The 23,732-nt window shown below is 49.0% G+C and carries 21 protein-coding genes, 1 tRNA gene and 2 pseudogenes; 12 read left to right on the forward strand and 12 right to left on the reverse strand.

The genetic code is table 11. The features are described 5' to 3' along the window. Nucleotides 1-5: 5 nt before the first annotated feature. From crl to gpt, 3 genes are all read right to left on the reverse strand, one after another. Nucleotides 6-407: a sigma factor-binding protein Crl gene (gene crl, locus GFB57_RS22775; RefSeq protein ID WP_003031376.1), complete on the reverse strand. Its 402-nt coding sequence runs from the start codon at nucleotides 405-407 to the stop codon at nucleotides 6-8. Between the two features lie 57 nt (nucleotides 408-464). Next, nucleotides 465-1,709 (reverse strand): esterase FrsA, encoded by a 1,245-nt coding sequence (frsA, locus tag GFB57_RS22780; protein WP_003031378.1) that lies wholly within the window; start codon nucleotides 1,707-1,709, stop codon nucleotides 465-467. Nucleotides 1,710-1,809: 100 nt separating this feature from the next. Next, complete coding sequence (gene gpt, locus GFB57_RS22785) at nucleotides 1,810-2,268, reverse strand: xanthine phosphoribosyltransferase (RefSeq protein ID WP_003031380.1); 459 nt, start codon at nucleotides 2,266-2,268, stop codon at nucleotides 1,810-1,812. A 261-nt stretch (nucleotides 2,269-2,529) separates the two neighbouring features. On the opposite strand from gpt, the gene pepD reads away from it, so the two are divergent. Continuing rightward, nucleotides 2,530-3,987 (forward strand): cytosol nonspecific dipeptidase, encoded by a 1,458-nt coding sequence (gene pepD, locus GFB57_RS22790; RefSeq protein ID WP_003031381.1) that lies wholly within the window; start codon nucleotides 2,530-2,532, stop codon nucleotides 3,985-3,987. Between the two features lie 100 nt (nucleotides 3,988-4,087). On the opposite strand, the gene dinB is transcribed toward pepD, so the two are convergent. The 3 genes from dinB to lafU all read right to left on the reverse strand — a co-directional run bounded on the left by dinB (nucleotide 4,088) and on the right by lafU (nucleotide 6,828). Then, the gene (gene dinB / locus GFB57_RS22795) at nucleotides 4,088-5,143 is read right to left on the reverse strand and encodes a DNA polymerase IV (RefSeq protein WP_003031382.1); all 1,056 of its coding nucleotides are present in this window, start codon (nucleotides 5,141-5,143) and stop codon (nucleotides 4,088-4,090) included. A gap of 66 nt (nucleotides 5,144-5,209) precedes the next feature. Further along, on the reverse strand, nucleotides 5,210-5,857 hold the full coding sequence (locus GFB57_RS22800) for a hypothetical protein (protein ID WP_003031383.1): 648 nt from the start codon (nucleotides 5,855-5,857) through the stop codon (nucleotides 5,210-5,212). A gap of 56 nt (nucleotides 5,858-5,913) precedes the next feature. Further along, nucleotides 5,914-6,828 (reverse strand): putative lateral flagellar export/assembly protein LafU, encoded by a 915-nt coding sequence (lafU, locus tag GFB57_RS22805; protein WP_071596408.1) that lies wholly within the window; start codon nucleotides 6,826-6,828, stop codon nucleotides 5,914-5,916. On the opposite strand from lafU, the pseudogene GFB57_RS22810 reads away from it, so the two are divergent. Next, nucleotides 6,755-8,467: pseudogene (locus GFB57_RS22810) on the forward strand (flagellar biosynthesis protein FlhA); the annotation flags it as partial. The gene lafU and the pseudogene GFB57_RS22810 overlap by 74 nt on opposite strands. A gap of 37 nt (nucleotides 8,468-8,504) precedes the next feature. Here GFB57_RS22810 and GFB57_RS22815 read toward each other — a convergent pair. Further along, nucleotides 8,505-9,266 (reverse strand): C40 family peptidase, encoded by a 762-nt coding sequence (locus tag GFB57_RS22815; protein ID WP_008324480.1) that lies wholly within the window; start codon nucleotides 9,264-9,266, stop codon nucleotides 8,505-8,507. A 348-nt stretch (nucleotides 9,267-9,614) separates the two neighbouring features. Between GFB57_RS22815 and dpaA the strand changes: the two genes are divergently transcribed. Then, nucleotides 9,615-10,355: a peptidoglycan meso-diaminopimelic acid protein amidase gene (gene dpaA, locus GFB57_RS22820; RefSeq protein WP_003031387.1), complete on the forward strand. Its 741-nt coding sequence runs from the start codon at nucleotides 9,615-9,617 to the stop codon at nucleotides 10,353-10,355. Here dpaA and GFB57_RS22825 read toward each other — a convergent pair. Next, nucleotides 10,326-11,093 (reverse strand): class II glutamine amidotransferase, encoded by a 768-nt coding sequence (locus GFB57_RS22825; RefSeq protein WP_003031388.1) that lies wholly within the window; start codon nucleotides 11,091-11,093, stop codon nucleotides 10,326-10,328. The genes dpaA and GFB57_RS22825 overlap by 30 nt on opposite strands. A 111-nt stretch (nucleotides 11,094-11,204) precedes the next feature. Further along, nucleotides 11,205-11,786: a D-sedoheptulose 7-phosphate isomerase gene (gene lpcA / locus GFB57_RS22830; RefSeq protein WP_003031390.1), complete on the reverse strand. Its 582-nt coding sequence runs from the start codon at nucleotides 11,784-11,786 to the stop codon at nucleotides 11,205-11,207. Nucleotides 11,787-12,025: 239 nt separating this feature from the next. Here lpcA and fadE point away from each other — a divergent pair, with 239 nt between their 5' ends. The 8 genes from fadE to GFB57_RS22870 all read left to right on the forward strand — a co-directional run bounded on the left by fadE (nucleotide 12,026) and on the right by GFB57_RS22870 (nucleotide 21,466). Then, nucleotides 12,026-14,470 carry an acyl-CoA dehydrogenase FadE gene (fadE, locus tag GFB57_RS22835; protein ID WP_003031392.1) on the forward strand — a complete coding sequence of 815 codons (2,445 nt, stop codon included), beginning with the start codon at nucleotides 12,026-12,028 and terminating at the stop codon, nucleotides 14,468-14,470. Nucleotides 14,471-14,580: 110 nt separating this feature from the next. Further along, on the forward strand, nucleotides 14,581-15,348 hold the full coding sequence (locus GFB57_RS22840; protein ID WP_003031394.1) for an amidohydrolase: 768 nt from the start codon (nucleotides 14,581-14,583) through the stop codon (nucleotides 15,346-15,348). Between the two features lie 179 nt (nucleotides 15,349-15,527). Continuing rightward, nucleotides 15,528-15,938: a Spy/CpxP family protein refolding chaperone gene (locus GFB57_RS22845; protein WP_003838871.1), complete on the forward strand. Its 411-nt coding sequence runs from the start codon at nucleotides 15,528-15,530 to the stop codon at nucleotides 15,936-15,938. 288 nt (nucleotides 15,939-16,226) lie between these two features. Next, entirely contained in the window at nucleotides 16,227-17,051 is an 825-nt protein-coding gene (locus GFB57_RS22850) for a PRD domain-containing protein (protein ID WP_003031398.1), read from the forward strand. A 31-nt stretch (nucleotides 17,052-17,082) separates the two neighbouring features. Then, entirely contained in the window at nucleotides 17,083-18,669 is a 1,587-nt protein-coding gene (locus tag GFB57_RS22855) for a PTS transporter subunit EIIC (RefSeq protein ID WP_003031400.1), read from the forward strand. Next, nucleotides 18,669-19,853: a PatB family C-S lyase gene (locus tag GFB57_RS22860; protein ID WP_003031403.1), complete on the forward strand. Its 1,185-nt coding sequence runs from the start codon at nucleotides 18,669-18,671 to the stop codon at nucleotides 19,851-19,853. The genes GFB57_RS22855 and GFB57_RS22860 overlap by 1 nt, the downstream gene beginning before the upstream one ends. Beyond that, complete coding sequence (locus GFB57_RS22865) at nucleotides 19,846-20,442, forward strand: SIS domain-containing protein (RefSeq protein WP_003031405.1); 597 nt, start codon at nucleotides 19,846-19,848, stop codon at nucleotides 20,440-20,442. Before GFB57_RS22860 ends, GFB57_RS22865 begins: the two co-directional genes overlap by 8 nt. A 73-nt stretch (nucleotides 20,443-20,515) precedes the next feature. Further along, the gene (locus tag GFB57_RS22870; protein WP_003031407.1) at nucleotides 20,516-21,466 is read left to right on the forward strand and encodes a phosphoglycerate dehydrogenase; all 951 of its coding nucleotides are present in this window, start codon (nucleotides 20,516-20,518) and stop codon (nucleotides 21,464-21,466) included. 49 nt (nucleotides 21,467-21,515) lie between these two features. On the opposite strand, the gene GFB57_RS22875 is transcribed toward GFB57_RS22870, so the two are convergent. Both GFB57_RS22875 and dnaQ read right to left on the reverse strand, forming a co-directional pair. Then, nucleotides 21,516-21,592 (reverse strand) — tRNA-Asp (locus GFB57_RS22875). A 134-nt stretch (nucleotides 21,593-21,726) separates the two neighbouring features. Continuing rightward, nucleotides 21,727-22,455 (reverse strand): DNA polymerase III subunit epsilon, encoded by a 729-nt coding sequence (gene dnaQ / locus GFB57_RS22880; protein WP_003031410.1) that lies wholly within the window; start codon nucleotides 22,453-22,455, stop codon nucleotides 21,727-21,729. On the opposite strand from dnaQ, the pseudogene rnhA reads away from it, so the two are divergent. Then, a pseudogene (rnhA, locus tag GFB57_RS22885) lies at nucleotides 22,409-22,987 on the forward strand (ribonuclease HI). The gene dnaQ and the pseudogene rnhA sit on opposite strands and share 47 nt — an antisense overlap. Here the strand turns inward: rnhA and GFB57_RS22890 are convergent. Then, complete coding sequence (locus tag GFB57_RS22890) at nucleotides 22,984-23,706, reverse strand: class I SAM-dependent methyltransferase (protein WP_003031413.1); 723 nt, start codon at nucleotides 23,704-23,706, stop codon at nucleotides 22,984-22,986. The pseudogene rnhA and the gene GFB57_RS22890 overlap by 4 nt on opposite strands. Nucleotides 23,707-23,732 lie beyond the last annotated feature (26 nt).

Here is a 23,732-nt window from a genome sequence, read left to right on the forward strand (position 1 = left end):
GTTCATTATGCCGTTAACTTAACCGGTTCATCCTTAAAGTCGTCAGCAGGTTCCAGCGCCAGATTCAGCGTCGTTAACAAGCCAAGTAATTTTTCATGGAATTCACGTAAGGTGTATTCCAGTCGCTCTACCACTTCAGTCTCTTTCACCGGCACCGCAGTCCAGTTACCGTCTTTATCAAACAAACCAAACTGATAACTATACGTGAAGCGTTTTTCCTGCGCCTCCAGTTCCATCCACCAGCCCCAGAACTCGCGTTTCTCAGGGGCGGGTTTCACGTTGACGCAAACAGCCAGACAATCGAAAAAAAATCGATTATCTTCGCACTGCCCTTCCCGGATGTACGGGCCAAGCGCGGTGAATTTCTTGATCAATCTACTTTTCGGATGCCCACTCGGTAACGTCATTACGATCTCCTTAGGTGAAGCACCTGTTTTACCAAATCGATAAAATTTAGCAAACTTTTAACACAATCTCTGATTGATCCAACTGGTTATTTCCTGCAACCCTTTGTCAAAATTGCGATACACCGGATTGAAGGGGATCTCCAGTAGCTTACCGTCTGAGGATGAAGATGTGATTAAACGTGACTCTTCTTCCGGGCTAAACGGGTCGTTCTTCCAGAACCCCGAAAGCATTGGCGTCGGGCAGCGTCGCCCCAGCAGGCCCTGCACTTTTAATGAATAGCGATTAAGCTCAACGCGCAGCGCTTCATCGGAGGCGTCATGCATCCCCAGGCGGCTAGCCAGTACATCAAGATACATTTCCGGGACGCTCGCCTGACGTTGCGGGTCACTGAGCAGCGCATGAACCACTGGTCCCAGACAGGCCACCGCCTTCAGGCGTGATGATTCCAGATATGCCAGACGTACCGCTACGTTAGCGCCAAAGCGGAAACCAAAGGCCGCCACGCGAGTGTGATCCACCCAGGGAACATTAGGCAGCGCTTTTAATACGTGCTGATGCAGCAGGCTGGAATCCTGAGTCAGTTTCCATTTTGATGAGAACCCAACCGACGGCATATCCAGCGTCAGCATGGCAATGCCACGCGGAGCAAAGTAGCGCTCATACAGACTGTAATAATCCGTTTGCATGGAATCGAGGCCACCGCACATCAGCACCGTCGGGAACGGACCGTCGCCTTTTGGCATATGCAGGAATCCAGTGATTGGCGCGCCGCCAGTAACGGCAAATTCCATCTCGCGCAACGTCCCCGGCAGTCGCTGCGCGGCCTCTTCATAGGCGCGATTGGCCAAAGCCTGTGCCTGTTCTGCCAGCTCATCGCCTTTCAGGTGTGGGTAAGCGGCAATGTTGTACAACGTAGACGCATGCAGCCAGTGGCGTCCGCTCACCTGCGGATCCTCTTCCATAGACGCTTTCTGTTGCCAGTCCATCGCCTGCTTCGCCCACTCATAGATCCAGTTCCCACCGCGATAGCCGATAACCGTATCGTAGAGTTCTTTATCCGTACGCTCGGCTTCGCTCATCACGATACGTGCCTGCACCTCAAGGATTTCACGCGGGTCGACGCCACGCCAGATCCACATCAGACGATTCACCATGCGATACCAGTGGGGAATGGTTTTACCATCCAGGGCAGATTGTACGGACGGCTGCGCGCCGTGATTAAAACGACGAACCAGCGTTGACGTTTCAGGGTGTTTGAAGCGGGGTTTAAACAGGACTTCGCTGAGGTTAGCCTGTGACATGATTGCAGCCTCCATGAGTACTCACTAAGGCATAGTGTAACCTGACACTGCACAAAAAGAACAACGCCCGGCAGTTGCCAGGCGTTGAAAACTTTTTAGATTAGCGACCAGAGATCGGCGGGACGAACACCACGCCCATATCCCACGGCTGTTCAATCCAGGTATCCTGAGGGATATCAACAACATAATCATTCACCAGCGGGCGACCTGCCGGCTTAGCGAAGATAGTAACGAAATGCGCTTTAGGATACATTTCGCGGATTGCAACGGCGGTACCACCGGTGTCAACCAGGTCATCGATTACGATGAAACCTTCACCGTCGCCTTCGGCACGTTTCAGCACTTTCAGTTCGCGCTGGTTGTCGTGATCGTAGCTGGAGATGCATACGGTATCGACATGACGAATACCCAATTCACGCGCCAGCAATGCGCCCGGTACCAGACCACCACGGCTAACGGCAATAATGCCTTTCCATTGTTCAGAAGGCATCAGGCGGCTTGCCAGTTTACGTGCATGGATCTGCAACATGTCCCAGGTGACGACGTATTTTTCGCTCATGTGAAGTGTCCCAGCCTGTTTATCTACGGCTTAAAAAGTGTTCGAGGGGGAAATAGGTTGCGCGAGATTATAGAGATCTGACGCACTAAAAACCAGTGTTTCGCGGAATCCGCGCCTCTTTTTGCATGCTTTATGCTAGCTGTCAGCGGAGAAAGTGGTATTCTCAATCGCATCGCGCAAGCCTGACTTGTGATGTTTTTAATTCTGCTAACCCCGTGGCCTGCAAGCAAGTTTTGTAGGACATCGCCAAGGAGACTCAACGTGTCTGAACTGTCTCAATTATCCCCGCAACCGCTATGGGATATTTTTGCCAAAATCTGTTCTATTCCTCATCCGTCCTATCATGAAGAGCAGCTCGCTGAACACATTCTGAGCTGGGCCCAGGAAAAAGGTTTCCACGTCGAGCGCGATCAAGTCGGTAATATCCTGATTCGCAAACCCGCTACCGCAGGCATGGAAAACCGTAAACCGGTCGTTCTGCAGGCGCACCTGGATATGGTCCCGCAGAAAAACAACGACACCGTGCACGACTTCACCAAAGATCCTATCCAACCTTATATTGATGGCGAATGGGTAAAAGCCCGTGGCACCACGCTGGGTGCGGATAACGGTATCGGTATGGCGTCCGCGCTGGCCGTTCTGGCTGATGACAGCGTGGTACATGGTCCTCTGGAAGTGCTGCTGACCATGACCGAAGAAGCAGGTATGGATGGCGCGTTTGGTCTGCAGGCTAACTGGCTGCAGGCAGATATCCTGATCAACACCGACTCAGAAGAAGAAGGTGAGATCTACATGGGTTGCGCAGGCGGTATCGACTTTACCTCTAACCTGCCGCTGTCCCGTGAAGCAATCCCTGCAGGCTTCCAGAGCTTTAAGCTGACGTTAAAAGGCCTGAAAGGCGGCCACTCCGGCGGCGAAATCCACGTGGGTCTCGGTAACGCAAACAAGCTGCTGGTACGCTTCCTGGCGGGCCACGCTGAAGAGCTGGATCTGCGTCTGGTTGATTTCAACGGCGGTACGCTGCGTAACGCAATTCCGCGTGAAGCCTTTGCCACCCTGGCCGTGGCTGCAGATAAAGTTGATGCGTTAAAAGCGCTGGTCAACACCTATCAGGAAATCCTGAAAAACGAACTGGAAGCCAAAGAGAAGAACCTGGCTCTGCTGCTGGATGCCGTTACTCAAGACAAAGCCGCGCTGACCGCTGAGTCTCGTGACAGCTTTGTGCGTCTGCTGAACGCCACCCCGAACGGTGTTATCCGCAACTCCGACGTCGCCAAAGGCGTGGTAGAAACTTCCCTGAACGTCGGCGTTGTAACCATGACTGACGACAACGTTGAAATTCACTGCCTCATCCGTTCTCTGATCGACAGCGGTAAAGACTACGTGGTGAGCATGCTGGATTCACTGGGTAAACTGGCTGGCGCGAAAACCCAGGCAAAAGGCGGATACCCTGGCTGGCAGCCGGATGCCAACTCTCCGGTTATGCACCTGGTTCGTGAAACCTATCAGCGTCTGTTCAACAAAACGCCTAACATCCAAATCATCCACGCCGGTCTGGAATGTGGTCTGTTCAAGAAACCGTATCCAGATATGGACATGGTTTCCATCGGGCCAACCATCACCGGTCCACACTCCCCGGATGAACAGGTTCATATCGAAAGCGTCGGCCATTACTGGACGCTGCTGACTGAACTGCTGAAGTCTATTCCGGCGAAGTAAGTCTGCGCTAAACGCCGGATGGCGCTGTGCTTATCCGGCCTACATGCTGATTTGTAGGCCGGATATAGTTTTTACGCAGCCATCCGGCAATACATCAACATCACAGCCCCAACAGTAGTTGCCTTTCCAGCTGTGGATCCAGCAGCGTGACGTGTAATCCCACCAGCCTTACGCCCCGCCCTCCCCGACGTTCATTCCATGTTTTGCGCGCCGTCGCAATTAAGTCATCTTTACTTAAGCGCGGCCAGACGTGCTCCTGCGTGGTTTGCTGAAAATCATTAAACTTGAGTTTTACTCCCTGCCGGGCGATCAACAGATCCGGTTTTACCTTGGCCAGACGTCGTTCCAGTTCGGGATATAGCCGCTCAATAATCTCCTCACATTCAGCCCACTCATGAATATCTTCTGCCAAAGTACGCTCGACGCCGACTGATTTGCGCAGTCTGTCATTGTTGACGTCGCGCTCATCAATGCCCTGGCTACGTTCCCACAACACGCGACCAAACTTACCAAAACGTTTGAGCAACATGGCCAGGTCGTATTTCTGAACATCCTCGCAGGTTCGCAACCCCATCGCTTCCAGCTTAGCGGCAGAGACTTTGCCAACGCCGGGAATTTTGCCTAACGGTAATGTTCTGAGAAATTCAGGAACATCGGCAGGGGTAATCACATATTGCCCATTGGGTTTGTTGAGATCGGAGGCTATTTTTGCCAGAAATTTGACCGGCGCAATTCCGGCAGAGGCGGTTAACTGTAGCTCGGTAAAAATTGTCTGGCGGATCTCCTGAGCAATCAGCGTAGCTGAGCCATGGCAGTGAGTGCTGTCAGTCACATCCAGATAGGCTTCATCCAGCGAAAGCGGTTCTATCAGCGAGGTATAACGGGAGAAAATAGCCTGAATCTGGCGGGAGGCTTCTTTATAAGCCTCGTATCGGCCTGGCAATAACGTGAGATGCGGGCACAGCTTTAACGCCATTCCGGTTGGCATTGCGCTGCGTACGCCAAATTTACGCGCCGGATAATTGGCCGTGCTGATAACCCCCCGGCGTTCACGACTGCCGCCGATAGCAATGGGAATATCACGCAAGGCGGGGTTGTCGCGCATTTCCACCGCCGCGAAAAAGCAGTCCATATCGACATGTATGATTTTGCGCATGACTCACCTCTCATAACACTGTTTAAGTATACAGTATTTTTACGATATGAGAAGCCTGTACCTTTGCTACGTCAATGCGGGTCCATTCATCACAAAGCGCGCATCACACAGATAACGCACAATGTCTTTTGGCGCATGGTCGGCGGGATTTCCTGCCGTACTGACAAACAACTTATTCACTTTGCGCACATTTGCCCGCAAAATTTTTTCAATCGTCATCAGACGAAAAGCATCATCTTCGACACAGAACAACTCGTAATCACCCAGGCGCTCTCCACAGATTTCACAGTGGTTCATCCAATAACGTAGCCCGGTCGTTTTACTTTTATCCAGGTAGTAATTGCTGGCTTTGATGTTCTTTTTTATCTCTTCCGGCAGCGTGTTGATATGGAACAAAAATGTATTGCGCCGCACGGACACCCATCTTTTATCATCCTGATTTTGTTTGATAAACCGGGTAAACATCACACCATGAATATGCGTGGGCTGATGGCAATTCCAGCATTGCATTTTCGACGTAATAACCAGGTAATAAGGAGCCACAATATTAAAATTGTCCGTCGCGTAAACATGCTCGCGCAGCGTCTCATTTAACTCATGAGGTTCGGTGTACCAGATACCTGAAACCGGGTCGAAATGCGCCCCCTGACAAGCCACATCGGTGACGTTATCAGTATGAATATCCAATGGAATAATATGGGTTACATCTATCACATGACCTTCCTGAGGGATAATTTTCCCCCACGTTGCGTGGGGGGCAGAGAACAGAATTAATGCGTGACGGGAGCAGAGGGCTGACGTAAAGAAGTCACCTGCTTTTGTTTGTCCAGCTTATCAACCAGTGGCTGAACCACTTTCTCGCCGTGCTGACCAAAATATTGATACAGCGTATCGGAAGCACTTTGCGTTAACACCATGATCTCAATACGGCGGTTGCCTGCGCTTTCCGGGTTTTTCGCATCCAGCAGCATTTGGTCCGCCATGGCGCTAACCTGCATGACTTTATCCTGCGGCATGCCGGCATCTTCCAGCACGCGTCGTGCTGACAAAGCACGGTCGCCGGAGAGGTTCCAGTTGTTGTAAATGTTGCTCTTATAGCTCATCGCATCCGTATGTCCGGTAATGATGAGCTTGTTGTCCAGCGAGTCAAACACGGGGGTCAGCTCAACCAGCAGCGATTTAAAGAACGGCATAATTTTGGCGCTGCCGCGTTCAAACATATTCCGGTTCTGGTCATCTTTAATCAGTACGCGCAACCCCTGAGGAACAATCTCCATCTCGAGGTTGGTTTCCATATGTGCGTTGCGGGCAATGACGTTAATATCGGTCGCCAGCTCGCCCAATTCACGCGCTGATTTTTGCTTCAGCAACACCGCTTTTTCATTTACATCCAGCGCTTTTTTGGCGTTATCTTCTGTGATCTTCGCCGTCTCTTGCGGGGTAACCGTTTTATCCAGCTTGTTGCGCGTGACGTTTTTCTTCTGCGCACCCGGCGCTATCGGCTGCTTGCCCAGCTTGTTTAAAGGTGCCATACCGCCACCGTTAAAGATTGACTGGCCGTGCAGCGCCGCCACAATATTTTCTCGGTCAGCCTTGCTGACGCTGTTCACAATTAACTTTATCGTGGTGACCAAAGGTGCGGAGCGTATCTCCGAAGTTTCTGCCCGCTTTACGCTGGACGCCATGCCCGGTAAGCAGATGGCGATCGACGCCGATCTGAACGCAGGACTGATTAATCAGGCGCAGGCGCAAGCGCGACGTAAAGACGTAGCGGGCGAAGCGGGCGAAGCGGATTTCTATGGCGCGATGGATGGTGCGTCAAAGTTCGTGCGCGGCGATGCCATCGCCGGGATGATGATCCTGGCTATCAACCTGATCGGCGGCGTCTGTATCGGGATCTTTAAATACGATTTAAGCGCCGAAGCCGCCTTCCAGCAATACGTACTGATGACCATCGGTGACGGCCTGGTCGCCCAGATCCCTTCTCTGCTGTTGTCGACAGCAGCAGCGATCATCGTCACCCGCGTAAGCGACAGCGGCGATATTGCCACGGACGTACGTAGCCAACTGCTGGCCAGCCCCTCCGTGCTTTATACCGCCACCAGCATTATGTTTGTGCTGGCAGTGGTGCCGGGGATGCCGCATTTCCCCTTCCTGATTTTCAGCGCCCTGCTGGGATTCACCGCCTGGCGCATGAGCAAGCGACCGAAGGTGGCTGAGACCGAAGAGAAAAATCTCGAAACGCTGACCAAAACCATCGCTGAAACCACCGAGCAACAGGTCAGTTGGGAAACTATCCCCTTAATAGAACCTATCAGCCTGAGCCTGGGATATAAGCTGGTGTCGTTGGTCGATAAATCCAAAGGGAATCCGCTCACTCAACGCATTCGCGGTGTGCGACAGGTGATCTCAGACACGAACGGCGTACTGCTGCCGGAAATTCGCATCCGCGAAAACTTCCGCCTTAAACCGACCCAGTACGCCATTTTTATCAATGGGATCAAGGCCGATGAAGCCGATATTCCCGCAGATAAGCTGATGGCGCTGCCCTCCAGTGAAACCTATGGCGAGATCGACGGTGTTTTAGGCCACGATCCGGCCTATGGTATGCCGGTCACCTGGATTGTTCCGGCGCAAAAAGCTAAAGCGTTAAATATGGGGTACCAGGTTATTGATAGTGCCAGCGTCATTGCGACGCATGTGAATAAGATCATTCGTAACTATATTCCAGAGCTGTTTAATTACGATGACATTACGCAGTTGCATAACCGCCTCTCTTCTATGGCGCCACGTCTGGCGGAAGATTTGAGCGCAGCGCTGAATTACAGCCAGCTCTTGAAAGTGTACCGGGCGCTGCTTATCGAAGGTGTGTCATTGCGCGATATCGTCACCATAGCCACCGTACTTGTCGCCAGTAGCACCGTGACCAAAGATCATATTTTGTTAACGGCGGATGTGCGTCTGGCGCTCCGTCGCAGCATTACCCACCCGTTTGTGCGCAAAGATGAGCTGGCCGTATATACGCTGAACAGTGAACTGGAGAATCTGCTGGCGAATGTGGTGAATCAGGCTCAGCAAAGTGGAAAAGTGGTGCTGGATAGCGTGCCGGTCGATCCCAATATGCTGAATCAGTTTCAGACCAATATGCCGCAGATAAAAGAACAGATGAAAGCGGCGGGGAAAGAGCCTGTGCTGCTGGTCGCGCCGCAGTTACGTCCTTTGCTCGCGCGCTATGCGCGCCTGTTTGCCCCGGGCCTACAGGTGTTGTCTTATAACGAAGTTCCGGATGAACTGGAATTAAAGATCATGGGGGCGTTAAGTTAACGCCTGCCGAGGCGGTGTCATTACACCGCCTTTTTGATTACAGAATCGTATTTTCCGTAAGAATACGACGAGCGCCTAGATAATGATCCTGCCAGAAGTCATCGGATAAATTGCTCACCCGAATTGTTTCTCCTGTCCGTGGTGATTCAATAAATTGTCCCTGCCCCAAATAGACGCCCATATGATCGGCAATATCCCGGCTGTGAATATGAAAGAACACTAAATCACCACGGCGAAGATCGCGGTTAGCGACAATAGTAGCCCGTCGATAGTGATACATTTCATTCGCTGTCCGGGGCAATTTTGCCGCCAGGATTTTGTTGTAGGCATAAAAAATCAGCCCGCTACAGTCAAACCCTTCATCCGGATCGGTACCGCCCCACAAATAGGGTTTACCGAGCTGTTGCTCAAGTCGGTGGATGGCCACTTCAGTGATATTGTGTAGATGATCGCTACTGAGAAAATGATCATTCTCAGCCAGTTCCTGCCAGCGATGGTCGCTGGCTTTTAGTGGGCCAGGGAACCACTCCGGGTGCTGTTTAATCAGCGCCCGGTTCTGCTGGCGCAGCGCGCTTTTACTTTCTGCGTTGCCTTCCACCACGTAGCTTGCCTGCTTTTTTACCTGTGCGTGATACTGCTTCAGCAGCCGGGCACGATTACGCATGCGAATTTGCGCCGCATAGCTTACATGGGCGTCAGATAAGAGGGGCTGAACTTTGGCGACAGACGGTGAGGACAATACAACACACAAAGACAGCAGACCCGGCAAAAAGCGTCGGGGTGCAGGGACAAAAGACATGAAAACAAAAATACCTAATCAAACACGTTCCGCGCAGTCTACCGCTATTACCGGGTATTCCATTTTAATATTTGATTATTAAAGTATTAATTTTTTAAATTCAATACATTAGGAATTTTGCACTAATAGGGCTCAATGACGGTCGCTCACCCGCAAAATACGCCAGTGTCTGACAGACTTTAAGCACAATTATCCGTATAAAGAAAATCTAAAGTGTAAACGCAGCAAGAGAGACTTGCGAAAAACTCTCTGGGTGATAATGTGAGCGCTCCAGATCCAGATTTATCCGATTTGGGGACTCTTTTGCCGTCCTGGCGTGTGTGATCGTTTTATCAAGGAATAAGCAGTATGCGTAAAATCGCATTTTTTCTTGCGATGCTTTTATTGCCGTGCGTTTCATTTGCCGGTTTGCTGAGCAGCAGCAGCCCGACTACGCCTGTCAGCAAAGAATATAAGCAGCAATTAATGGGCTCCCCCGTTTATATCCAGATCTTCAAAGAAGAGCGAACGTTGGATCTGTACGTCAAGATGGGCGAACAGTATCAATTGCTCGACAGTTATAAGATCTGTAATTATTCCGGTGGCTTAGGGCCGAAACAGCGTCAGGGTGATTTCAAAAGTCCGGAAGGATTTTACAGCGTTCAGCGTGGACAGCTGAAACCGGATAGCCGCTTCTATAAAGCGATTAACATTGGTTTCCCTAATGCCTACGATCGCGCCCACGGTTATGAAGGTAAATACCTGATGATCCACGGCGCCTGCGTTTCCGTCGGCTGCTATGCGATGACCGACAACGGCATTGATGAGATTTTCCAGTTTGTCACCGGCGCGCTGGTGTTCGGGCAGTCCAGCGTACAGGTTAGCATTTACCCGTTCCGCATGACCGATGCCAACATGCAGCGCCATAAGTTCTCGTATTACAAAGAGTTCTGGTCGCAGCTAAAACCGGGATACGATTACTTCGAACAAACGCGTAAGCCACCGACCGTTTCCGTCGTCGATGGCCGTTACGTCGTCAGCAAGCCGTTGAGTCACGAAGTGGTTCAGCCGCAACTGGCATCAAACTACGCGCTCCCCGAGACAAAATAATGCCCACTCGCCTGGCATAATCTTTTGCCAGGTTTCATTGCCGGTTAACGGTTGAGTGGCAATCACGGTGACCACATCATTGGGTGTGGTCTCTGAGCTAAAATCAATCTCCACATCCTGATCCAGCAATGTCGCCACGCCAAACGGCGCACGCCGCGTGATCCAAAACAAATTGGTCGAGCAGAAGGCCATCACATAACGTCCGTCAGACAACAGCATGTTGAAGACGCCCTTCTCCCGCAGTTCTCCTGCCAGCATCGCGATATATTTAAACACCGCCGTCATATTGCCAGGCGTGCGCGGATAACGCTCCGTCAGCTTGTGGAGCAGCCAGCAGAAGGCTTTTTCGCTGTCGGTTTCACCGACCGGGCGGAAATTACCGGTCTCCAGTGATTTATAACCGCTGAGTTGCCCGTTATGGGCATACGTCCAGTTACGTCCCCATAGTTCACGGGTAAATGGATGGGTATTTTCCAGCGCTACTTCTCCACGATTCGCCTGACGAATATGGGCAATCACGGAACAGGATTTGATGGGATAGTCTTGTACCAGTTTGGCGATAGGCGAATTAAAGCTGGGTTGCGGATCTTTAAACGTACGGCAGCCCTTACCTTCATAAAACGTAATACCCCAGCCGTCTTTGTGCGGCCCGGTCCCTCCGCCGCGCTGGACCAGCCCGGTGAAGCTAAAGCAGATATCGGTTGGCACATTGGCGCTCATCCCGAGCAGTTCGCACATACATCACCTACCTTAAAACCGTGAACTGCCTGATGGCGCTGCGCTTATCAGGCCTACGTGGCGCTCATGTAGGCCGGATACGGCTTCAGCCACCATCCGGCAATCGTCTTCTTATGGTTTAACCATCTCTTTTTCGATCAACTGGATCAGGATATGAATCACTTTGATATGAATTTCCTGAATACGATCAGCGTAGCCAAAGTGCGGCACGCGAATTTCGATATCCGCGCTGCCCGCCATTTTGCCGCCATCTTTACCGGTCAGGGTGATAACTTTCATCCCTTTCTCACGCGCTGCGGCAATCGCTTTAATTACGTTACCGGAATTACCCGAAGTCGAGATGCCTAACAGGACATCTCCCTCACGACCCACGGCTTCTACGTAGCGAGAGAACACATAATCGTAACCGAAATCGTTGCTGACGCAGGAGATATGGCTGACGTCAGAGATAGCGATAGCAGGGTAACCAGGACGGTTTTCACGATAGCGTCCGGTCAGCTCTTCGGCAAAGTGCATCGCGTCGCAATGGGAACCGCCGTTACCGCAAGAAAGTACCTTACCGCCGGCTTTAAAGCTGTCTGCCAACAGGACCGCCGCGCGCTGAATGGCGTGAATATTGGCGTCATCTTTAAGAAAATTAGCCAGCGTTTCCGCCGCTTCGCTCAGTTCGTTACGAATAAGATCCTGGTACATGAGGATATCCTTCAGCATGAATGTAAATGACAAGGTGCAGTGTACCGGATAGCGCTACCAGCGAGAAGTACAAGCCACAGGAATGGCTACGGCTTTTGATTTTTTGTGCCGGTTAAAACAGCAACAATGTGAGCTTTGTTGTAATTATTTTGTAAACACATTGCTAAAAGAATTTACATCCACTACAACCATATCATCACAAGTGGTCAGACCTCCTACAAGCAAGGGAGCTTTTCGTTATGATGATTTTGAGTATTATCGCTACGGTTGTTCTGCTCAGCGTTCTGTTTTATCACCGCGTGAGCTTATTCCTCAGCAGCTTAATTTTGCTCGCCTGGACGGCCGCGCTTGGCGTGGCTGGCCTGTGGTCAGTCTGGCTGCTGGTTCCTCTGGCCATTATTCTCGTACCGTTTAACTTTACGCCGATGCGCAAATCTATGATCTCTGCACCGGTGTTCCGCGGTTTCCGTAAAGTCATGCCGCCGATGTCGCGTACTGAGAAAGAAGCGATTGATGCCGGTACGACCTGGTGGGAAGGTGACCTGTTCCAGGGCAAGCCTGACTGGAAAAAACTGCATAACTATCCTCAGCCGCATCTGACTGCTGAAGAGCAAGCGTTTATTGATGGTCCAGTGGAAGAAGCGTGCCGCATGGCGAACGACTTTCAGATCACTCACGAACTCGCGGATCTGCCTCCGGAACTGTGGGCATATCTGAAAGAACACCGCTTCTTCGCGATGATCATTAAGAAAGAGTACGGCGGGCTGGAATTCTCAGCATATGCTCAGGCTCGCGTTCTACAGAAACTCTCCGGCGTTTCCGGGATCCTGGCGATCACCGTTGGCGTGCCTAACTCATTAGGCCCAGGCGAACTGCTGCAACATTACGGCACCGAAGAGCAGAAAAATCATTATCTGCCACGTCTGGCTCGCGGTCAGGAGATCCCATGCTTTGCTCTGACCAGCCCGGAAGCCGGCTCCGACGCAGGCGCGATCCCTGATACCGGCGTGGTTTGTATGGGCGACTGGCAGGGCCAGCAGGTGCTGGGTATGCGCCTGACCTGGAACAAACGCTATATCACGCTGGCGCCTATCGCTACCGTGCTGGGTCTGGCATTTAAACTCTCCGACCCGGAAAAACTGCTGGGTGGCGAAGAAGATCTTGGCATTACCTGTGCGCTGATCCCAACCTCAACGCCAGGTGTACAAATTGGGCGTCGTCACTTCCCGCTGAACGTGCCGTTCCAGAACGGTCCGACACTGGGCAAAGATGTGTTTGTACCAATTGATTACATCATCGGTGGTCCGAAAATGGCCGGTCAGGGCTGGCGCATGCTGGTGGAATGCCTGTCTGTGGGACGTGGTATTACCCTGCCATCTAACTCGACGGGCGGCGTGAAATCGGTCGCGATGGCCACCGGCGCGTATGCGCACATTCGTCGCCAGTTCAAAATCTCTATCGGCAAGATGGAAGGTATTGAAGAGCCGTTGGCACGTATTGCCGGTAACGCCTACGTGATGGACGCTGCAGCATCACTGATTACCTACGGCATTATGCTGGGTGAAAAACCGGCGGTGTTGTCGGCCATCGTGAAATATCACTGCACCCACCGCGGACAGCAGTCAATCATCGATGCGATGGATATCACTGGCGGTAAAGGCATTATGCTTGGCGAAAGCAACTTCCTCGCCCGTGCTTATCAAGGTGCGCCAATCGCTATTACCGTTGAAGGTGCCAACATTCTGACCCGTAGCATGATGATCTTCGGTCAGGGTGCGATTCGCTGCCATCCGTATGTTCTGGAAGAGATGGCTGCGGCACAGAGTAACGATGTGAATGCGTTCGACAAGCTGCTGTTCAAACACATCGGTCACGTCGGCAGTAACAAAGTGCGTAGCTTCTGGCTTGGCCTGACGCGTGGTTTAACCAGCAGCACGCCAACTGGCGATGCGACCAAACGTTACTACCAGCACCTGAACCGTCTGAGCGCCAACCTGGCCCTGCTTTCAGATGTGTCGATGGCTGTACTGGGCGGTAGTCTGAAGCGTCGTGAACGTATCTCCGCACGTCTGGGCGATGTGTTAAGTCAGCTGTATCTGGCCTCCGCGGTGCTGAAGCGTTATGACGACGAAGGCCGTCATGAAGCGGACCTGCCGTTGGTTCACTGGGGCGTTCAGGATGCGTTGTACAAAGCGGAACAGGCGATGGACGATCTGCTGAAGAACTTCCCGAACCGTCTGGTCGCGGGCTTGCTGAATGTGGTTATCTTCCCTACCGGTCGCCACTACCATGCACCGTCTGACAAATTGGATCATAAAGTCGCGAAGATTTTGCAGGTTCCGAGCGCTACTCGTTCTCGTATTGGTCGCGGTCAATATCTGACGCCAAGCGAGCATAATCCGGTTGGTTTGCTGGAAGAGGCGCTGCTGGACGTGATTGCAGCCGACCCAATCCACCAGCGGATCTGTAAAGAGTTGGGTAAAAACCTGCCATTTACCCGTCTCGACGAACTGGCGCACAATGCGCTGGCGAAAGGGCTGATTGATAAAGATGAAGCCGCGATTCTGGTGAAAGCCGAAGCGAGCCGCCTGCGCAGTATCAACGTGGATGACTTTGAACCCGAGGAGCTGGCGACTCAGCCGGTAAAGCTGCCAGAGAAAGTGCGTAAAGTCGAAGCCGCATAACGACACTCGCACGACGTTTAGCCCCGCTTAATGCGGGGCTTTTTATTGCCACATTTTCATTAATGCTCATGCTACAGTGTCAAAATGTTGTTCAACGAGGAGCCTCGATCGTGCCTGGTTTGAAAATTACTCTGCTGCAACAACCATTGATCTGGATGGATGGCCCGGCCAACCTGCGCCATTTTGACCGACAACTGGAAACCGTCGCCGGACGTGATGTCATTGTATTGCCTGAGATGTTTACCAGCGGATTTGCCATGGAAGCGGCAAATAAATCGTTGCCGCAAGAAGAAGTTGTAAGCTGGATGCGTAGCAAAGCGCAGCAGACAAATGCCCTGATAGCAGGTAGCGCGGCGATACAGTCTGAACGGGGGCCGGTGAATCGTTTTTTGCTGGTTGAACCCGAAGGTAATGTGCATTTCTACGACAAGCGCCATCTGTTCCGCATGGCGGATGAGCACCAGCATTACCAGGCGGGTGACGCGCGCGTTATTGTTGAATGGCGCGGCTGGCGCATTCTGCCGTTGGTCTGTTATGACCTGCGTTTTCCGGTATGGTCGCGCAATCGCAACGATTACGACCTTGCGTTGTATGTTGCCAATTGGCCTGCGCCGCGTTCTCTGCACTGGCAGGTTCTGCTTGCCGCACGGGCGATTGAGAACCAGGCTTATGTAGCAGGATGTAACCGCGTGGGCACTGACGGTAACGGGCATCATTATCGCGGTGACAGCCGGGTGATTAATCCGCAGGGTGAGATTATTGCCACCGCCGAGCCGCATCAGGCCACACGCATTGACGCAGAACTGTCTCTCTCAGCGCTGCGTGAATATCGCGAGAAATTTCCCGCCTGGCAGGACGCCGACCCATTCACACTATAACTATCGCCTTCACTCCCGCTGCATAACGTTTTTCCGTGGCGGGATTGTTTCACTCCGTAACCAACCGCAAAACAAATTCGCGTGGCGACATGCGGTGGGCATCGTATCCTGCAAAAGATAATCACTCGTAACCAGCGAGTGACTGACAATGTTAATAATTCCCTTATCAGGATCTCGACATGAAGAACTTCTTACGCATGACTTTGCTGGCAGTTACCGTGGCTGGCGCTTCTTTTAGCACGCTTGCAGCAACCACATCTAATGTTCCGGCTCCAGCCCAGGATCCGATAGTACAACATCTTAAGTTGAGCACTGACCAGATTGCGCAGATTAAAAAACTGCACCAGCAGCTTGAAACCAACGTAAGCCAGATTTCGGTGAAGGATGTTAAAGACGGCGCGTTGATTGACGTCATCAAGTCCGGGAAGTGGGATGAAACAGCCGTCAAAAAACAGCTTTCGGCATTCAGCAACATCGAACAGCAGGCGCGTTATTATCGCGTGAAATACTATTTTGACCTGAACAAAGTGCTGACTCCAGAACAGCGCCAGCAGGTGCAAAAAGACATCGCACAGACGCTAAGCGAGTAATTGCCTACACACTGCTGAAGGAAGGACGAACAACACTATACATAGGAAAATATTATATATCCCACCCATGAATTCACCACATGAATTATTAGTGTGTTGTATGTGTGGCTGGCATCTTAAATTTGTCATGCTAATCCCAAAACAGGACATGCATCTCATTTATTTAAGATAATCCTGTGTAGGGTATACACATCAGTGAGTAATCTTGTAACTGTTAAATCAGGCAAGACAACGTTTGAAGTGATTATTACTTCTTACTTGTCTTGCCTTTTTTTTTGGAGCCATGAAATGATCATCGAAAAAGTCATGAACAATAATTGTGTGCTGGCATCGATGAATGGTCAGGAAGTCATCATTTCTGGCCCTGGCGTAGGTTACAACAGAAAAAATGGCATGTCTGTTCCACCACATCCTGCTAATCGATTTTTTTATGTCAGAAATGAAGAAAAAGGAAAATTATACAAACTAATAGAAAGGGTAGATATTGATTATGTTTTTGTATCTGAAAACATAGTCCGTTATGCGGAGATAAATCTTGACAAAAAGTTGAACCCATCGCTTTTACTCATTCTTGCCGATCACATTTCGAATGCAGTCTCTCGATGCGCTGCTGGCATCCAAATCAATAATATATTCCTTGATGAGATAAAAGCATTATACAAGTCAGAGTATGCTATTAGTCGGGATGCTTTATCCATCGTCAATGAGCATTTTAACATCCGACTTCCGGATGATGAGATTGGTTTCATCGCTCTACATATTTTGAATAACTATGAAAACACCTCCAACTATGAATCTCTCAGGACTATAGAGTTCTCACAAAAAATCACAGATATTATTGAAAAAGTTTACGAGAAAAGAGTAGATCGTAACGCATTCAACTACTCACGTTTCATGACCCATTTAAAATATTTCTCCTGTCGGGTGCTATGCAACGAAAATATAAAGAATAAAGACATCGGTGATATCTATGAACATTTTCTGGAGAAAGATTTAATCTTGCAACATTCTATTATAAAAATAGAAGAGTATTTAAAATCAGAGTTTAACTATGAACTGGCGATGGAAGAAAAGTTGTATCTTTCAATTCGCATTAAGGTATTGATGGACTGATTGTATTTCACCTTATCACGAGACAGTTAATATGAAACAGAAAAAAGCCTGGAGTTTTTTTCAGAGCCTGGGTAAGGCATTTATGTATCCAATCGCTCTGCTAAGCGTATGCGGCATGATGTTAGGCCTGGGAAGTGGATTAGCCAGCGAGGAAATGGCTAAATTAATTCCTGTATTAGGGTACCCTGTTGTTAAATCATTTTTAGATTTTATTGTTAGCCTGGGTTTATTCGCTTTTGTTAATTTACCGGTATTATTTTCAATCGCCATCCCACTGGGTCTGTTGAAAGAAAAAGAAGATAAAGCATATGGCGCATTTTCCGGCCTGGTCGGGTTTATGGCAATGCATTTGGGAACAAATTTTTATCTTAAAAGTCACGGTCTGCTCGTCCCCACAGATCAGATGTCCACACATGGACAAACTATTATTCTGGGAATTCAGTCATACAATACCAGCGTATTGGGGGGAATCGTTGCAGGGTTGATGGTATTCGCCATGTACAAACGGATCGTCAATCTGCGTATCCCAGAGTCGTTGGGATTCTATAGTGGCCCACGCCTTGTTCCTATCATTACGTTAGTTGTCATGAGTGTTTTCGGCATCATAATCCCTTTTGTCTGGCCTCCTTTCTTTAACATGTTTATGTTAATCGGCCATTGGATATCCACCTCTGGTCCGGTAGGTTATTTCTTCTATGCCGTTGCAGAGCGCGTAACGATTCCCTTCGGACTAAATCATTTAGTCACATCTGTATTCAGATTTACTCCGATTGGCGGATCAGCAATCATCAACGGCGAGGAGTACTACGGCACTCTCAATATGTTTATGGCCTACGTCAAAGAAAACGCCGTCATTCCCTTAGACCTTGCCGGAAAAATGGAACAAGGTAAGCTAATGATCCAGTATGGTTTAGCAGGTGCGGCTCTTGCTATGTATCAGACTGCTCATGTACAAAATCGCAAGGCTATTAAAGCATTATTAATCTCTGCGGTACTGACTGTAATTATTGGCGGTGTTAGCGAACCGATTGAATTTTTATTCCTGTTTGTCAGCCCTGTCTTATTTGTATTCCATGCTTTTATGAATGGCTTCGCAAATATGTTTTTACCGTATCTCGGCGTGAAAATGGGATTCACCGGAGATTTGATTCAGTTTATAAGCTTTGGCGTATTACGGGGTGCAAGAACTGGATGGCCAGTGGCTGTCTGTGTAGAAATCGCCTATTTTTTCATTTATTACATGGTATTTAAATGGGCCATTCTAAAATACAACTTAATGACTGTTGGCAGAGAAGACAGTGACATGGTTCCATCTGCAACAACAGCTGATGTGATAACACCGACTGTCCAACCAGTGGCAAATAGAAATACAGACGTCAGCACCGCTGAGAATATGATTGCGGCTCTCGGAGGAAAAGAAAACATTACCTCTCTGGATAACTGTGTTACACGTTTACGGCTAACAATCAAAGATATAGAAGCAATTGATGAAGCTGCCATTAAAAAGCAGGGAGGGATCGCAATTGTCAAACTCGATAAAAATACCTTACAGGTCATTATTGGTACAAAAGTCATCGCCTTGCGTAAAGATATGGATAAATGTATGGGGTTATGTTGATGGATATTTTTAACACGCCTATTTCGCGAAAAGGAACTTACTGCACGCAGTGGGACTTCTGCGAAGACAGATTTGGTGTACACGATATTATTCCTTTTTCCATATCTGATATGGATCTACCCATACCACAAGCAATTACCAAAGCGCTACAGAAAAGACTGGAACATCCTGTCCTCGGGTATAGTCGCTGGCAACATAGCGAATATCTCAACGCGATATGCCATTGGTATGGTCAGAAATATGATACGATCATTGATGCTAACTGGATTACTTATAGTCCGAGTGTGATGTACTCAATCGCCAAAGCGCTAGAATTATTAACTGTACCTGAAGATAGCATTCTGACTTTCACTCCAGCATATAATGCATTCTTTGATGTTATCAAAAATAGTGGAAGAAAATTACTCACTTCAACATTGATTAAAAATGATGATGGCCGGTATGGCATAGACTGGAACGACTTCAATGCCAGAGCAAAACATGCAAAGGTAATTTTATTGTGCAATCCACATAATCCAACAGGAAAAGTATGGTCTGAGCATGAGTTAATTAAAATTTCAGAGATATGTATAAAAAATAACTGTTGGCTGTTATCCGATGAGATCCACAGTGATTTCGCTTTTAGCCATAAATTTACGTCTGCACTTAAATTGCACTACGATAAAACGGTTGTTTTTAACTCTATCTCAAAAACATTTAATGTCCCTGCTCTAACGGGCTCGTATCTTATCGCACCTGACATTATCTTTAATGAAAAATTCAGGGTGATAACTCGTTATCGGGATTTTGTGAATTCACCTTCGGTATTGAATATCATTGCCACTATCGTTGCCTACAATGAGTGTGATGTATGGTTACAACAGTTGAAGTCACACCTTCAGTCAAACATTGATTTTGCTGTTCATTATGTTCAAGAAAATCTTTCACCTCTGAAACTCAGAGAATCTGAAGGTTGCTATTTTGCATGGATAGACTGTTCACACATCAGTTGTTCATTCGAAAAATTCTACGCCATGTTAATTCATGAAGGAAAAGTGGGGATCATGGCAGGCAACGTATATGGACCAGGTGGGGAAAACTATTTACGGTTAAATCTGGCTTGCAGCAGGGAAAAACTATACCAGGGCTTATCTCGGGTGGCTTACGTTATTGATAAAATTAATCAGGAAAACAGACATGAATAATACTGAGGTCATCTCACTCATTAAAGGATTTATGCGAAATGAGCAAAAAGCAGTTGAGGAAATTATTAATGCACCGCTTTCAGAAACCGCAACTCTTGTAAAAATACTGCAATCCTGTAGCGGAAAAGTTGTCTTTATCGGCGTAGGAAAATCAGGAATTATTGCAAAAAAATTGGCAGCGACATTTGCCAGCACCGGTACCCCCTCTTTTTTTATTCATGGAACAGAAGCTGTTCATGGCGATCTGGGCATGGTTACCAGTGAAGATATTGTTATTTTGATATCCAATAGTGGTGAGACAGCAGAACTGTTAGCTACGCTACCAAGTCTGAAAAAAATGAAAAATTTTCTGGTCTCATTTACCCGAAGCCACAATTCGTCGCTGGCTATCTGCTGTGATTTATCGATTGAAATACCCGTAAAAAGTGAAGCCGACACCTTAGGTCTTGCTCCATCCTGCTCTTCTACGGCTGTTCTTGTCGTGGGAGATGCGGTAGCCCTCACGCTGTCAGAACTCAAGCAGTTTACCCGAACCGATTTTGGTTTATTTCATCCAGGAGGTGCTCTCGGCGTTAAAGTAAATTCATAACTTGTGTCATTTTTATTGTAACCGGTCTACGCCATCACAACCTGATGGCGTTCTCAGGTACGAGGTAACAGATATGAAAAATGTATTAATCACCGTTTCCAGTTTTTCGGCTCGTTGTGTAACCGGTTGCAAATTATTGCGCGATAACCAATATAATCTCATTTTCAAGAACAGTGTGAATCATCTTATCGCATCAGAATCAGATGAGTTGAGGGCATCTATTGATGCTGTCATTGCCGGAACGGATTGCTATGACGCCAGTGTGTTTTCTCTTCTACCAAAACTGAAAATCATCTCAAGATTTGGTACCGGCGTTGATAATATAGATACTGACGCGGCAAAAAAATCAGGCATTGTGGTTAATAATGCACGAGGCATCAATGCCAACGCTGTCGCCGAATTTATCATTGGCCTTATCTTTTCTGGTCTGAGAAATATTCCCGGTAATCATATGGACATGCAAAACGGCTATTGGGGATACTCGCTGGGAAATGAATTAAATGGTAAACGGGTAGGATTATTAGGTTTTAGGAATATTGCCAAAACGTTGGTTAAGAGGTTGTCCGGCTTCGAGATTGAAATTCTCGCGTACGACAAAAACCCGGATCATGAGATAGCTGAAAAAATGGCTGTTAAGTTTGTGTCGGTTGACGACATCTTCATGCAGTCCAACGTCATTGTCGTGCTTCTCCCTTATACATCATCCTTAGAGAATTTTATCAGTCACAAATACCTTTCTATGATGAGAAATGGTGCCCTGCTCATCAATGCGGCTCGTGGGAAATTAATCGATGAACGCGCTTTGTTGCAGGTGATTGATGAAAGGAATGTGTTTTCCGCCCTCGACGTATTTCAGCATGAACCTTTGCCACAATTCAGCCCTCTGCTACATTCCAGAAATATTATCACGACCCCACACATCGCCGCTGCGACGGTTGAATCGTACCACCAGACAGGTATCCATACCGCGCGGTCAGTTATTGATTTTTTTGATGGTAAAATGATAGATAATATTTTGCAGTGATTAAAACGACGAAAGCCTGAATCATTTCTGATTCAGGCTTTCTGAATAGTGGCGGAATGGACGGGACTCGAACCCGCGACCCCCTGCGTGACAGGCAGGTATTCTAACCAACTGAACTACCACTCCGCGTTGTGTTCCGCTTGGGAACGAAGCGAATATTACGGATTGCTTCGCACCTCGTCAACGTTTTTTCTCACGTTTTTTAATCGTTTGCTGCAAAAATCACCCGAACGGCCATTTTCATACGGTAAATGTACAAACTATGCCCGCCAGAGGCAACTTCCGCCTTTCTTCTGCACCAGGTCAAGGCGTGACTCATGGGCCGCTAACTCTTCATCAGTGGCGAAAACAACACGTAGTTTGCTGGACTGGCGCACAATACGCTGGATCCCCGTGTCATTCCTCTGCTGGCTGTCGCCTTCCATTGAGAACGCCATCGTGGTCTGCCCGCCGGTCATCATCAGATAAACGTCGGCCAGAATCTGGGCATCAAGCAATGCGCCGTGCAGGGTTCGTTTACTGTTGTCTATCTCATAGCGCGAGCACAACGCATCAAGGCTGTTTCGCTTGCCAGGAAACATTTTCCTCGCCAGCGCCAGGCTATCGGTTATTTTGCAGAATTCGTTCGTCTTCGGAATATCCCGCTTGAGCTTCGCGAACTCGTAATCCATAAAACCGATATCGAACGATGCGTTATGGATGACCAGCTCCGCGCCGCGAATGTAGTCGAGAAATTCGTCGGCTACATCAGCAAACGTGGGTTTATCAAGCAGGAATTCGTCTGCGATTCCGTGTACGCCGAACGCTTCCGGGTCCACCAGCCGATCCGGCTTCAGATAAACATGGAAGTTATTGCCGGTCAGGCGGCGGTTCACCACTTCAACCGCACCGATCTCAATGATCTTGTGGCCTTCATAGTGGGCGCCAATCTGGTTCATACCGGTGGTTTCGGTATCGAGGACGATCTGTCGTGTAATTCCAGTGCTCATAACGGTCATTTATGTCAGACTTATCGTTTGATTTCGATTTGCTAAAACAGGAAGTCTACCAGAGATGCTTAAACAGGTAGAAATTTTCACCGATGGTTCTTGCCTGGGAAATCCAGGACCGGGTGGTTATGGGGCGATTTTACGCTATCGCGGGCGCGAAAAAACCTTTAGCGAAGGCTACAACCTTACAACTAATAATCGCATGGAGCTGATGGCAGCAATCGTTGCGCTGGAAGCCCTGAAAGAACAGTGTGAAGTGATACTCAGCACGGACAGCCAGTATGTGCGCCAGGGCATTACGCAGTGGATCCACAACTGGAAGAAGCGTGGCTGGAAAACAGCAGATAAAAAACCAGTGAAGAACGTCGATCTGTGGAAGCGTCTCGATGCCGCTTTGGGCCCTCATCAAATCAAATGGGAATGGGTTAAAGGCCATGCGGGCCATCCGGAAAACGAACGCTGCGATGAGCTTGCGCGCGCCGCGGCCATGAGCCCAACTCAGGATGATATTGGGTATCAGACTGAGGCTTAAGCGTCCGGTTTACGGTATTGCCGGGTCGCGCCAACGGCATGACGGATAGGCGTTTTGCTTTTATTTTGTTTCATCGGGTTGAGTGTAAGTGGAATGGTTCGCTTGCGCGCAACCACCAGCTGTAAACAGCCCAGCGCGGGGATATGGGTGCTTAACATTTTCCCGCCCTTCTTATTCCAGGGCAGAACATGAAAACGACTATAGTGCAGCACTTCAAAATTCAGTAATGATAGCCAGTCCAATTGACGCATGAGGGTAAACATCCGACTGTTATAGGGCGATGTCTTACGCAATACGGGCACCAGTTTACGCAAACCCATCAGGCTTACCGGGTTAAAGCCGCTCAAAATCAACCAACCGTCATCAATCAACACGCGATCGGCTTCACGCAGTAGGCGATGCGGATCGGAACACCACGGTAACGTATGGGCCAATAAACAGACATCCACGGACTTATCGGCAAAGGGAAGATGCAAAGGATCGGCCGTCACCTGCATGGGAGAACCCTGCAAAGAAACATTTACCTGATGAGAAACCGCGCACGCTTCGGAATCGATTTCTGCGCTTAAATTACCAACCTTAAGCAGATGAAAACCGTACATTTTTGCGAACCACGGGTTAAGCTGATACTCCAGCGCCTCACGATAGTGTTCGCCCCAGGGCAGATCATCCCAGCTAACGGGCGCTACGACAGTTTGAGGGATCCTTGCCGGTTTCATCACAACCTTCCGTTACGCATTGAGAG

This window comes from Citrobacter sp. S39 (assembly GCF_009495675.1).
GTDB classification, from domain to species: Bacteria; Pseudomonadota; Gammaproteobacteria; order Enterobacterales; family Enterobacteriaceae; genus Citrobacter; species Citrobacter freundii.